The following is a 12,293-nucleotide window of genomic DNA, read 5'->3' as shown; positions in this document are numbered from 1 at the left end:
TGGTGTCCTGTCGGTTGAAAGCGAGTTGCGGGGGCGACAACCGGGGCAGCATCGCCGCTCCCGGTTGTCTGTATTGCGCTGTTGGCTGCTATGCCTTATTCGGCTTCTTCAGCCGCCATTTCTCCAGCGGAGGCGCCGCACTTGCCGGTTGCAGTGTTGAAACTTCCGCAGAACATCGGCTTGCGCCAGTCGGCGATCAGGTCACGGGAACCCGGCAGGAAGTCAGACCAGGCATCGCCAGCCACGGTAGACGGGGTTTCCCAGACCACGGAGAACTGGCCGTTGTCCTGGATTTCACCGATCAGTACCGGCTTGGTGATGTGGTGGTTGGGCATCATGGTGGCGTAGCCGCCGGTGAGGTTCGGTACGCTCACGCCGACGATGGCGTCTTTGACCGCATCCACGTCGGTGGTGCCGGCTTTCTTCACCGCTTCGATGTACATGTTGAAGCCGATGTAATGAGCTTCCATCGGGTCGTTGGTGACGGCTTCTTCGTTGCCGGTGTGCTCGATCCACTGGTCGATGAAGTCGTAGTTGGCATCGCTGTCCACGCTCATGAAGTAATTCCAGGCCGCCAGGTGGCCAACCAGCGGGCCGGTGTCGATACCGGAAAGCTCCTGCTCACCCACGGAAAACGCCACCACCGGAATGTCGGAAGCGGAGATGCCCTGGTTACCCAGTTCACGGTAGAACGGCACGTTGGCGTCGCCGTTGATGGTGGAGACCACGGCGGTCTTCTTACCGGCGGAGCCGAAACGCTTGATGTCAGACACGATATTCTGCCAGTCGGAGTGACCGAAAGGCGTGTAGTTGATCATGATGTCTTCCTTGGCCACGCCCTGGTCCATCAGGTAGGTCTCAAGGATTTTGTTGGTGGTGCGCGGGTACACGTAGTCGGTACCGGCCAGCACCCAGCGTTCAACTCCGATGTTGTTCATCAGGTAGTCCACCGCAGGAATGGCCTGCTGGTTGGGAGCGGCACCGGTATAGAAAACGTTCTCGGAAGATTCTTCACCTTCGTACTGAACCGGGTAGAACAGCAAGCCGTTGAGTTCTTCAACCACCGGCAGTACGGATTTACGGGAAACAGACGTCCAGTTGCCGAAAATCACGTCCACTTTTTCCTGGGCCAGCAGTTCACGGGCCTTTTCGGCAAACAGCGGCCAGTTGGAGGCAGGGTCAACCACAACCGCTTCCAGTTCACGGCCCAGAACCCCACCTTCGGCGTTCTGCTTGGCGATGAGCATTTCGACGGTGTCTTTCAGCACGGTTTCACTGATGGCCATGGTGCCGGAGAGGGAATGGAGGATGCCGACCTTGATGGGATCTTCGGCGGCCGCTGCGTTAAGAGACATTGAGAGAGCCAGTGCTGACAGGCCCAGTTTCACGTGTTTTCTAATCGTCATGTTGTGCATCCTTTTCGGATTGATTGGTGTTATTGCCCCAAAATGCACCAACACCTCTGCATCAGCTGTTCCAGAATGAAAAACACGCCTTATTTTTCAGTTAGTTAAATGACATTTGATAACCACTTACCGGGCTTTCGAACCAGCAGTAATGCACCACGATGAATCGCCACTCCGCTAAACGCACTATTACGATGCGCCAAACCCACAAACCTGCAATTCTATGAACTTAAAAAATAACCTGTTGTTTTAAATATTGTTTTTATTCTGATGCCAACTGGCCTCCGGTTATTGTAAAAAAATGGGGCAACAGAATGGTCAACTCTGGTGCTCCAGACCCTTAATCGTGCACCGGAGCTGTAAACGGGAAAATCCAGAAAATGCATGAACATACGTTCAACCTTCACCTGTCCGCTTGATTACAAATCTGTAAGAGATATCGCACAGATAAGGGAGCGAATGTCCGATTTCTTGAGAATGGCTCCCATGTAGAATGGTTAACGTCAAGGATGAGAAGCTGGCAAGGAAAGCTGGCTCAGGGAAGATAACTCCAGGGATCGGGAGTTGCCCAGGGAATCAGGGCTGCAGGGACGAACAACAGGGAAGACGCGCACAGGATGTTGCGCAGCCTGAAGGATCAGGCATGGGGTCAGCCACGGGCTCAGGAGCATAAGGAATGTGTTCCTGTCCGTGCACTTCCCCATCCCGCCGGTTACCGTCTTTTCTATTCAACCAGCTCCGCCGCTTTTACGTCCTGACGAATAATCAGACACGTAAAATCACTCTCAGGAGCAACGCAAGCATGAAACGCACCCCCTTTATCGCCATGATGGTCCTTCTGTTCAGCCTGTTCACCGGTTTCGCCCACGCTGAACCCGCCACCATCAACATCAACACCGCCGACATCGAAACCCTGGCCAGTCTCAACGGCATCGGGCAGAGCAAAGCCGAAGCGATTGTGGCCTATCGCGATGCCAACGGTCCTTTCCAGTCCAGCAACGACCTGACCAACGTCAAGGGCATTGGTGAGCGCACGGTTGAAAAGAACGCCGAGCGCCTGACGGTCGAATAACGCTATTCGGGCAGTGGCCGGCTGCCACTGCCCGCTCCCAAGTCACCAGCTACCACCCCACCCGTTTTCCGAGCACGCAGACTCCCCATAAAGTCGCCTGGCAACTACCATGGCCCCGCCCTATTATTGTGGCTCAGAGAGACAATAATAATCGCGAGCGACGGCACTATGGTTGATCCCATCAAGGTTTACCCGGCCAAACCTTCCAAGGTCTATTTCTACGGCACCTGCCTGGTCGACATGTTCTATCCCGACGCGGGCATGGCCGGCATCCAGTTGCTGGAGCGGGAAGGCATTCAGGTCATCTACCCTGAAGACCAGACGTGCTGTGGCCAGCCTGCCTACACCTCCGGCTATCACGACGAAGCCCGCGCAGTCGCCCACGCCCAACTCGGGCTGTTTCCGGAAGACTGGCCGATTGTGGTGCCCTCCGGTTCCTGTGGCGGCATGATGCGCAAGCATTACCCGGCGCTGTTCAAGGACACCTCCGATGAAGTCGCGGCCGCTGAAATTGCCGGGCGGGTATGGGAGCTGACGGACTTTCTGGTGAACGTGTGCCACATCAAACTGGATGACCTGGGTGAACCCACCACCGTAGCCATGCACACCTCCTGCTCCGCCCGCCGTGAAATGGGTGTGGCGGAAGTCGGCCCCAAGCTGCTGGGGCAGCTAAAAAACGTCAACCTGGTAGAACAGGTTCGAGCGGAGGAATGCTGCGGCTTTGGCGGTACCTTCGCGGTGCGCCATCCGGAAATTTCCGGGGCCATGGTCAGCGAGAAAGTGGACACCCTGGTGGACACCGGCGCCAAAGAGTTTGTCACCACGGACTGCGGATGTTTGATGAACATCGCCGGGTACGCTGAGAAAAACCAGAAGCCGGTGACCGGCCAGCACATTCTGAGTTTCCTCTGGGAACGCACCAGCAGTGGAGGTGAACAGTCATGAGCGAGACAACACACGGCTCTTCACACCATTCCGCCCATCACATCGATGTAAAAGAGTTCCACCCGCGCGCCCGGGCGGCCATCCACAACCCGCAGGTTCGCCAGAACTTTCGCAAGGCGATGGACGGTCTGATGACCAAGCGCAAGTCCGCCTTTGAAGGTTGGGACCTGGAAACCCTTCGGGACTTGGGTGCCAACATTCGCATGCGGGCCCTGGCCAGCCTGCCGGATTTGCTGGAGCAACTGGAACAGAAGCTGACCGAGAACGGCATTACCGTGCATTGGGCCACCGACGGTGATGAAGCCTGCCGTATCGTGCGCGATATCTGCGTGGCGCGGGACGCCAAGACGGCGATCAAAGGCAAGTCCATGGTCTCTGAGGAAATGGAACTGAACCATTACCTTGAGGAACAGGGCATCGAGGCGCTGGAGTCGGACCTTGGCGAGTACATTGTGCAATTGGCGGAAGAAACACCCTCGCACATCATCATGCCGGCAATTCACAAGAACACTGGCGAGATCTCCCAACTGCTGCACGACAAAACCGGCACCGACCTCTCCAACGATGTGGAATACCTGACCGCGAACGCCCGGCTGCAGTTGCGGGAAAAGTTCCGCAATGCCGACGTGGGCATTTCCGGCGTTAACTTCGCCGTGGCCGAAACCGGCACCCTGTGCCTGGTGGAAAACGAAGGCAATGGCCGTATGACCACCACCGTACCGCCCTGCCACATTGCCGTGACCGGCATCGAGAAGGTGGTGCCCAACCTGGAAGATGTCACCGCCCTGCTGGCGTTATTGACCCGTTCCGCCACCGGCCAGCACATTACCACTTACTTCAATATGATTTCCGGCCCCCGCAAGCCCAACGACATGGACGGCCCGGAAGAGGTTCACGTGGTGCTGGTGGACAATGGCCGCTCCACCATCTATCAGGACGACGAGCTGCTGGACACCCTGCGCTGCATCCGTTGCGGCGCCTGCATGAACCACTGCCCGGTGTATACGCGGGTGGGCGGCCATACTTATGGCACCACCTATCCCGGCCCCATTGGTAAAATCCTGATGCCGCATATGGTGGGCCTTGATGAAGGCCGGCATCTGCCGACGGCCTCAAGCCTGTGTGGGGCATGTGGTGAAGTCTGCCCCGTTAAGATCCCGATTCCGGACCTGCTGGTGCGGCTGCGACAGGAATCCGTGGACGGTGACAAGCTGCATCCGGCCAAGGTGCGCGGCCACGGTGCCAAGCGCAGTGGCGTGGAAGCCATGATCTGGAAGGGCTGGAGCTGGATGCACGCCAAACCAGGCCTCTATCGCCTTGGCACCAGCCTGGGCGCACGATTCCGCAAGCTGCAACCAGGCAAGATGGGCGCCTGGACGCAATACCGAACCGCGCCAAAACTGGCGCCCAAAACCCTCCACGAACGGATGAAGGAGCGTGGCCAATGAGTTCCAGAGACGCCATTCTCCAGCGCCTGCGCAACCGCACCGGCGGTGAACTGACGGCCCCGGAATGCGATTTTTCAGTGCTTGATCGTCCGGACTGGAGCACCGCTGAACGGCTGGACATGTTCGAACGGACCATCGAATCGGTTCACGGGGAAGTGCATCGCACCACGGAATCCGGCTGGATTGACCGGTTGGCTGAAATCCTTCAGAGCCGCGGCGCCCAGACCCTGCTGATTGCCAAGGAACATGAGATCGGCCAGGCCCTGAGAAGCGCCACCAAAAACCGCGAGGACCTGCCGCAACTGCTGGTGTACGACGAGCCCATCGAAAGCTGGCAGGAAGCACTGTTCAATGAGGTGGACGCCGGCATCACCTCTACCCGGGGCGGCATTGCCGAAACCGGGTCACTGATTCTTTGGCCGACGGCGAATGAACCCCGGCTGATGAGCCTGGTGCCGCCCATTCATATTGCGATCCTGAAGGCCAGTGAGTTGTACACCACGTTCCACGATGCCATGCAATCCCAGAACTGGGCCGCTGGCATGCCAACCAATGCGCTGTTAGTCTCCGGGCCTTCGAAGACCGCTGATATCGAGCAAACTCTCGCTTACGGTGTTCACGGTCCCAAGGAACTCATCGTACTGGTTATTGAATGATCCGAGGCGCATTACTGATTGCCCTGGCCGCCCTGCTCTGGGCGACCACGGGTATCGTGGCAAAATTCCTGTTTTCCGGCTCCGACCTGCAGGCAGTGACACTGGGCTTCCTGCGCCTGGCGGTCGCTTTACCCTTCTTCTTTGGGCTGATGCTGAGGGAGCAGCGCGCGCTCGCTCGCAGTGCAACCTCTCCACCAAAGTTCACCCGTAAAGCTCTGGTTCCGCTTGTGGCCCTGGGTTTCTTCCAGGCGGTCTATCAGGGCAGCTACCTGCTGGCCGTGGACATGACCGGTGCAGGTATCGCCACGCTGATTGCCCTGTGCCTGGCACCCGTGCTTGTCGCCATCATGGCGGCGCCCCTGCTGGGCGAGAAACCGGGCGTGGTGACAATGCTGGCGTTGGCCGCGGCTATTGCCGGCACCGCGATGCTGGTGATCAGCGACATGGACAGTGCTGGCCATCTTCGCCTCGGTGGTATTCTGGTGGCGGTTCTGGCCGCGCTGGTTTACGCAGGCTTCACACTCACCAGCCGGTACACGTCCACCGGCACACCGGTGTTCACCACGGCGTTCATCTGCTTTTTTACCGCTGCGCTGATCCTGCTGCCTGTCGTTGCGCTGAGCGGTGGTTTTGACGGGCTACAGAGCCTGGGCATTTCACAATGGCTGATGGTGGGCTACATCGGCGTGGTGCCGACCTGCCTGGGGTATGTGAGTTTCTTCAGCGGTATGAAGACAACACCGGCTACTCTGTCGAGCATTATCGTGACTCTGGAGCCGCTGTTCGTGGCCATGCTTGCGTGGGTGATTCTGGGTGAGGAATTGGGGGTGATCGGTATTGCCGGGGCGTTGATTCTGACGGCGGCGGTGATCGTGGCCTCTCGCAGCAGTGCCGGGAGTCGTCCCGACACTGCCTGATACCGCCGAGTCAGGCGGTTTACTCTTCCTCTTCTACCCGGCGCTGCTTTTCGAGCATGTTCGGCTGCAGGATTTCGATCCAGTAGCCGTCCGGGTCCTTGATGAACGCCAGGCCCTTCATTTTGCCGTCGTCCGGCTTCTTGACGAAGTCCACGCCCAGTTTTTCAAAGCGATCGCAGGCACTGTATACGTCCGGCACCGCTACGCCGATATGGCCAAAGCCCTGGGGCTCGTCGTTGCCATTATGGTAGCCAAACTCTTCATCGTTTTCGGTGCCCCAGTTGTGGGTCAATTCGAGCATGGCTTCGCGGCCAAAGATGAAGGTGGTGCGGTGAGCGTCGTCGTTGGGGACCATGTTGGCCTGGCGGTCGTCGAGGTAGGCGAGGAAGTAGAGGGTGAACTTCATTTCCGGGAAGTCGAGTTTTCTGACGAGGCGCATGCCCATTACCCGGGTGTAGAAGTCCATGGAGCGCTCGGGGTCTTTGATGCGCATCATGGTTTGGTTGAAGACGTAGCCTTCGGTTTCGGGGACGGTTGCTTCGTGCAGGCCGGGGGCTTGTTCGAAGTGTTTGGGCATGGGAGCTCCCTTTTATGGGTTCAGGATTCAACCATTATACTTGCGGGCGTTGCGGGGAGATTTCAAGGGCAAAAAAAGGCCCCACAGTCAGAGACACAAAACCTGTGGGGCCTTGGAAACTTTTTTGATTGCATGGTTGGGGGGGGGCTGGTCCAAGCGGGTATGCCCCTCCCAGACACGCCGTTAACCCATCCATGGGGGCTCGGCATTGCCATCCCTGGCAATGCACGGTCTGGGAGGGGCATACCCGCTCGGACCGATCTGACTTTCCAGGTAACGCCTTTAGGCGTGTGCCTCCTGTATTTGTTTCGACTCAACTCATGCCAACTGGTGTTCTTCGCCTTCGTAGTACGCCTCTACCCTCGGGTTCATCACCTTTTTCCACAGTGGCGGGATCATGGCCAGGACGACCATGGCGGCGTAGCCGGCGGGGAGCTGGGGTGCTATTTCGTGGTGGCGGAGGACCTGGTAGCGGCGTTTGGCCCAGGCGTGGTGGTCGCTGTGGCGTTGGAGGTGGAACAGGAAGACGTTGGTGAGGAAGTAGTTGGAGTTCCAGCTGTGTTCCGGGCCGGTGCGTTCGTAGCGGCCGTTTTCGAGCTTGCGACGGTGGAGGCCGTAGTGTTCGAGGTAGTTGACGATTTCCAGCAGGTTGAGGGCGATGAAGCTCTGGCCGAGGAAGAACACGGCGCCGAGCCAGCCAAAGGCGACGGTGAAGGCCGTGAAGGCCAGCGCGGTGATGCTGTACCACCAGATGAGTTCGTTGCGCCAGCTGAGGGCGCTATGGCCTTTTTTCTCGAGGCGTTTGGCTTCCAGTTTCCAGGCGTTGATGAAGTTGCGGGCATAGGCCTGGGGCAGGAAGTTGTAGAGGGACTGGTTGTAGCGCGACGACGAGGCGTCTTCCGGGGTGGAGACATGCACGTGGTGGCCGCGCAGGTGTTCGACTTTGAAGCCGGCGTAGCTGACCAGTGACAGCAGGAAACCGCCGGCCCAGGTTTCGAGTTTGCCGTCTTTGTGGATGAGTTCGTGGGCAACGTTGATGCCCAGGCCGCCAACGATGCCGACGGAGAAGATCCAGCCGATGCCACCGGCCACATTGAACAGGCCGGACGCCAGCACGAACATGCTCCACACCAGCAACACCGCAAAGGCGGCAACCCAGCCCAGGGTGATGAACTTGTAGAAGCGTTCGGTGTTCATGCGTGGGGTATCGGCTTCCTCGTCCGGGTTGAGGGCGTCTTTGCCCAGCAGCAGGTCGAGGATGGGGATGATGCCGAAGACGACCACCGGTACGCCCCAGGCGAACAGGTTGATCCATCCGGTGGCTTGCCCGGCCGCCAACAACAGGGGCGGCAGGGCCAGGGGCAGCATGGCGATCAGGTAGCTGTATTTCTTGAGTGTCAGCAGCACTTTCCGGCGGGCGGACTCGGTGCTCAGGATCAATGGTTTCGTACTCACGTGTTTTCCCTCATCGGCTGTTACTTTCGATCTGGGCGATCGCTTCTTGTTAACTGCATTATTGTCCTACAATATAACAGTCGTCAAGAAAACCGTGGTACTTTTTAATCACTGCATTTATCAATACAGCCCCAATCGCGCTATCTCACTGTGATTGCTCCTCTGTTTCGGGGGTTCCAGCCCCATGCAGTTCCCGGCGTCGGTGCCAGTAATTCATGGCCAGCAGTACCAGCATCGCGACCACACCGGCGACTTCCACTTGCAGGTCCGGGTAAAAGATTGCGATCACCGCGCCACTCAATGCCAGTCGCATCCAGGGTTTCATGTGGGTGAACAGAAAGCCTTCAAGCGCCGCTGCAAAGGCCGCAAGGGCGAGTATGGCGATGAAGCCGTTCCAGAGAACCAGCGGTAACGGCCCCCCTTCGATGATCACGGGGTTGAACACCATGAACAGCGGAATGAGGTAAAGGCCCTTGGCGAACTTCCAGGCCTGTACGCTGGTTTCCATGGTTTTACTGCCCGCGATCGCCGCCCCCGCGAAGGCGGCCAGCGCCACAGGCGGCGTGACGTTGGAATCCTGGGAGTACCAGAACACCAACAGGTGCGCGACCAACAGCGGGATACCGAACTCGTTGGTCAACGCCGGCCCCACCAGCACGATCAGTACGATGTAGCTGGCAGTCACCGGCAGCCCCAGGCCCAGAATCAAGCTGGCGATGACCACCAGGAACAGCGCCATCAGAATGTTGCCGTCGGCGAACGCGATCATCATTGATGAGAACTTGAGGCCCAGCCCGGTCAGGCCAACCACCGCCACCACAATGCCGGCAATGGCGCAGGCAATGCTGACGGGGACCGCGTTGCGGGCACCCAGTTCGAGGCCCTGCAGCAGTTTTACAACGCCTTCACGCAGCGCATGCGTCAGGGCTTTTCCAAGCTGGTTGTCCGCCCGCCCCTGTTTATAGGCAAGGTACAGGCCGTTCAGCCCGGCGATACCAATGATGCCGACCACGGCATAAAACCCGACCCGCATGGGGGAGATGCCCATCACCAGCAGGTACACCAGCATGATGATCGGCAACAGGAAGTACCAGCCGTAAGCCATCACTTCCCGGAGCTGGGGAAGATCACTGGCAGGCAGGCCTTTCATGCCCTGCTTCACCGCGCAGATATGAACGAGCAGATACACCGTGGCGAAATACAGCAGGGCCGGAAACACACTGACTTTTACGATGTCGAGGTACGGCACACGGGTGTATTCCGCAATCAGGAAGGCGCCGGCGCCCATCAGCGGCGGCATGATCTGGCCACCGGTACTGGCTGCGGCTTCAATGCCGCCCGCCTGGGCCGGACGAAAGCCCAGTTTCTTCATCAGCGGAATGGTAAACGCGCCCGTGGTTACCACGTTGGCGATGGCACTGCCGGAGATGGACCCCATGCTGGCCGAGGCCAGAACCGCAGCCTTGGCGGGGCCGCCGCGCTGACGGCCCGTCGCCGCAAACGCCAGATCGATGAAGAAGCGGCCTGCGCCGGTCACTTCCAGCATGGCGCCGAACAGCACAAAGATGAACACGAACGTAGCGGCAACGCCCAACGGCAGGCCGAAAATACCCTCCTGCCCCAGATACAACTGGGCACCGATACGGTCGAGGGAGTAGCCGCGATGGTTGAGAATGCCCGGCAGCCATTCCCCCAGCTCCGACAGCGGCCCACGCTGGCCACTCATCGCGTAGAGAATTGCAATCACACCGATCACCGTCAGCCCGGTGCCTACCGCCCGGCGGCTGGCCTCCAGCAAGGTGATGGTGCATACCCAGGCCATGACAATATCGGTCTGGTTCCAGAACCCGGCCCGGCCGGTAATCTCATCGAGGAACCAGACCAGATAGAAACCGGATGCGCCCGAGGCTATCAAAAAGCCGGTATCAATCAACGCCGTTATGGCGCCACGCGGTCGGCCAGGACGGGGCCCAAACAGCAGAAAGCACAGCATCATCACCAACGCCAGGTGAATGCCCCGTTGATAGAACAGTCCCAGCGGTTGAATACCGGCGCTGTATAGTTGAAACAGCGATAGGCCGATACCAATCAGTGCGATCAGCCAGAGCAGTGCCCTGGGCCCGCTCATTCTGGTCGGCTGCCATGCGCCATTGGTTTTCAGGTAGATGGCCGTTTCTTGACTCATTGAAGCGTGCTTCCTTTATCCCCTGCAGGCCGTACTCGAATCTCAACGAGTTTGTCAGCTGCCAGACGGCTTAGACTCACCACGCGCGAATCCACCTCAATGCGGTGATTCACCGACAAGGCGCCAACGCGCAGCGAGAGACGATTATTGGGTATGGGCACCTGCATATCGACGATGCGGTAGCCGTGGTCGTCATCCGACGTCAGTGTGCCCCGGCCACGGGTATGGCCAAGGCCGGCTGCAAAGTCCGGTGTGTGGCTACTGTCCAGAATCAACTGGTCCGCTTCCATGCGAAAGCAGTCCGTCACAGGAAACCCCTGCACCGAGTGATTCCAGATCAGGCACCACCGCCCGCCCTCGGGCAGGCCGAGCTGCACCAGCGACGTCTGACTGGTATCAGACACCGACAGTTGCCAGACCGCTTTGCTCTGGGCGCCGACTGCTGTGGGCCATAATCCCCACAGCAGTGACGCGAGCAGGCAACAGACCCTGCAAACCATGAACCGACGAATGATAACGACGGATTCTCGATTACTGGCGCAGTGCCTCCGGCACTTCTGCACCTATTTCCTCGTAATAGCGAATGGCACCCGGATGGAGAGGAATGGGTGTGGAATCCAGGCTGAACTCCACGGTGGTGTCGTCAGCGGCCGGATGGATCGCCCTCAGGGCCTCTACCTTCTCGAAGAGCAGCTTGGTGATCTTGTAGGCAAGATCTTCCGACATGGCGCTATTGACGGTAAGAACGTTGGGAATGCCGATCGTTGCAATGTCCGAATCGACACCCTCGTAGGTACCGGAACGCAGCTTGTAGGGCGCAAACACCGGCACTTCTGCTCTGGCGTTGGCGATTTCCTTCTCGGAGAGAGGTATCAGTGCAATGTCACGGGTGGTGGCAAGGCTGACAATAGAGCTTGTTGGCGGGCCAACACTCCAGAACGCGGCGTCGATGTCGCCATCGCGAATGGCATCTGCAGATTCATTGAAGTTCAGGCCACGCTCGTCGAAATCGTCGAAGCTCATGCCGTTGGTTTCCAGCAGGGCCTTGGCGTTCACTTCGGTACCGCTGCCCGGCGCACCAACCGACACACGCTTGCCAGCCAGGTCTGCCAGCGACGTAATGCCAGAGTCCGCCAGGGTGACAATCTGAACCGCGTTCGGATAAAGCGAGGCAATGGCCAGCACATCCAGCTTGTTGCCATTGAAACGTTCGCCACCGTTATAGGCCTGATGGACGGTGTCTGCCAGGGCAATCGCCAGATCCGAATCCTGACGATGAACCAGCCCCATGTTCTCAACCGAAGCACCGGTGACTTCGGCAACTGCGCTGTACCCTTCAATATGCTGACTGATCAACTCCGCAAGGCCACCCCCGAGAGGGTAATAGGTACCACCGGTGCCGCCCGTGGCAATGGAGAGATTGGTATCCGCCTGTGCCGGAGAAACACCGATCAGCGCGGTCGCGCCCAGTGCCAGAAATAGCTTTCGCATGTTGCTCACCTCGTTTTTGTTGGATTAGCGTCGGGACGTTTGATCCTTTGACGTCATCATAGGATAGCAGCTTGTATATCAATCTTCGGGGAAGCGTCGATATTAGACATTAGAAATGAATAGGCGGAAATTCACCAAGTA

11 protein-coding genes are annotated in these 12,293 nt (G+C 58.5%); 5 read left to right on the top strand and 6 right to left on the bottom strand.

The features are described 5' to 3' along the window. Positions 1–95: 95 nt before the first annotated feature. Positions 96–1,406: an urea ABC transporter substrate-binding protein gene (gene urtA / locus SIC19_RS14465; protein ID WP_036209057.1), complete on the bottom strand. Its 1,311-nt coding sequence runs from the start codon at positions 1,404–1,406 to the stop codon at positions 96–98. A gap of 802 nt (positions 1,407–2,208) precedes the next feature. Here urtA and SIC19_RS14460 point away from each other — a divergent pair. The 5 genes from SIC19_RS14460 to SIC19_RS14440 all read left to right on the top strand — a co-directional run bounded on the left by SIC19_RS14460 (position 2,209) and on the right by SIC19_RS14440 (position 6,444). After that, positions 2,209–2,478 (top strand): ComEA family DNA-binding protein, encoded by a 270-nt coding sequence (locus SIC19_RS14460; protein WP_041335550.1) that lies wholly within the window; start codon positions 2,209–2,211, stop codon positions 2,476–2,478. Between the two features lie 168 nt (positions 2,479–2,646). Next, on the top strand, positions 2,647–3,423 hold the full coding sequence (locus SIC19_RS14455; protein ID WP_041335553.1) for a (Fe-S)-binding protein: 777 nt from the start codon (positions 2,647–2,649) through the stop codon (positions 3,421–3,423). Next, positions 3,420–4,871 carry a LutB/LldF family L-lactate oxidation iron-sulfur protein gene (locus tag SIC19_RS14450; protein WP_127401811.1) on the top strand — a complete coding sequence of 484 codons (1,452 nt, stop codon included), beginning with the start codon at positions 3,420–3,422 and terminating at the stop codon, positions 4,869–4,871. Before SIC19_RS14455 ends, SIC19_RS14450 begins: the two co-directional genes overlap by 4 nt. After that, a complete protein-coding gene (locus SIC19_RS14445) occupies positions 4,868–5,527 on the top strand; it encodes a LutC/YkgG family protein (protein WP_127401812.1) in 660 nt (219 codons plus the stop codon). The genes SIC19_RS14450 and SIC19_RS14445 overlap by 4 nt, the downstream gene beginning before the upstream one ends. Further along, positions 5,524–6,444 (top strand): DMT family transporter, encoded by a 921-nt coding sequence (locus tag SIC19_RS14440; RefSeq protein ID WP_127401813.1) that lies wholly within the window; start codon positions 5,524–5,526, stop codon positions 6,442–6,444. The genes SIC19_RS14445 and SIC19_RS14440 overlap by 4 nt, the downstream gene beginning before the upstream one ends. A gap of 19 nt (positions 6,445–6,463) precedes the next feature. On the opposite strand, the gene gloA is transcribed toward SIC19_RS14440, so the two are convergent. From gloA to SIC19_RS14415, 5 genes are all read right to left on the bottom strand, one after another. After that, complete coding sequence (gene gloA, locus SIC19_RS14435) at positions 6,464–7,021, bottom strand: lactoylglutathione lyase (RefSeq protein WP_007155583.1); 558 nt, start codon at positions 7,019–7,021, stop codon at positions 6,464–6,466. A 318-nt stretch (positions 7,022–7,339) separates the two neighbouring features. Next, positions 7,340–8,476 (bottom strand): alkane 1-monooxygenase, encoded by a 1,137-nt coding sequence (locus SIC19_RS14430; RefSeq protein WP_127401814.1) that lies wholly within the window; start codon positions 8,474–8,476, stop codon positions 7,340–7,342. Positions 8,477–8,621: 145 nt separating this feature from the next. Further along, on the bottom strand, positions 8,622–10,661 hold the full coding sequence (locus SIC19_RS14425; protein ID WP_228712260.1) for a TRAP transporter permease: 2,040 nt from the start codon (positions 10,659–10,661) through the stop codon (positions 8,622–8,624). Next, the gene (locus tag SIC19_RS14420) at positions 10,658–11,065 is read right to left on the bottom strand and encodes a DUF1850 domain-containing protein (RefSeq protein WP_052479571.1); all 408 of its coding nucleotides are present in this window, start codon (positions 11,063–11,065) and stop codon (positions 10,658–10,660) included. The genes SIC19_RS14425 and SIC19_RS14420 overlap by 4 nt, the downstream gene beginning before the upstream one ends. Positions 11,066–11,192: 127 nt before the next feature. Next, entirely contained in the window at positions 11,193–12,152 is a 960-nt protein-coding gene (locus tag SIC19_RS14415) for a TAXI family TRAP transporter solute-binding subunit (RefSeq protein ID WP_036209044.1), read from the bottom strand. Positions 12,153–12,293: the final 141 nt, after the last annotated feature.

This window comes from Marinobacter sp. MIT930201 (assembly GCF_047122665.1).
Classification (GTDB): domain Bacteria; phylum Pseudomonadota; class Gammaproteobacteria; order Pseudomonadales; family Oleiphilaceae; genus Marinobacter; species Marinobacter salarius.
The sequence above is the reverse complement of the archived record's forward strand: the minus strand, read 5'-3'. Positions and strand labels throughout refer to the sequence as shown.

What these genes read in the sequence shown, in the direction of transcription:
- urtA (WP_036209057.1), bottom strand. Translation starts at nt 1,406, where the DNA reads ATGACGATTAGAAAACACGTGAAACTGGGCCTGTCAGCACTGGCTCTC.
- SIC19_RS14460 (WP_041335550.1), top strand. Translation starts at nt 2,209, where the DNA reads ATGAAACGCACCCCCTTTATCGCCATGATGGTCCTTCTGTTCAGCCTG.
- SIC19_RS14455 (WP_041335553.1), top strand. Translation starts at nt 2,647, where the DNA reads ATGGTTGATCCCATCAAGGTTTACCCGGCCAAACCTTCCAAGGTCTAT.
- SIC19_RS14450 (WP_127401811.1), top strand. Translation starts at nt 3,420, where the DNA reads ATGAGCGAGACAACACACGGCTCTTCACACCATTCCGCCCATCACATC.
- SIC19_RS14445 (WP_127401812.1), top strand. Translation starts at nt 4,868, where the DNA reads ATGAGTTCCAGAGACGCCATTCTCCAGCGCCTGCGCAACCGCACCGGC.
- SIC19_RS14440 (WP_127401813.1), top strand. Translation starts at nt 5,524, where the DNA reads ATGATCCGAGGCGCATTACTGATTGCCCTGGCCGCCCTGCTCTGGGCG.
- gloA (WP_007155583.1), bottom strand. Translation starts at nt 7,021, where the DNA reads ATGCCCAAACACTTCGAACAAGCCCCCGGCCTGCACGAAGCAACCGTC.
- SIC19_RS14425 (WP_228712260.1), bottom strand. Translation starts at nt 10,661, where the DNA reads ATGAGTCAAGAAACGGCCATCTACCTGAAAACCAATGGCGCATGGCAG.
- SIC19_RS14415 (WP_036209044.1), bottom strand. Translation starts at nt 12,152, where the DNA reads ATGCGAAAGCTATTTCTGGCACTGGGCGCGACCGCGCTGATCGGTGTT.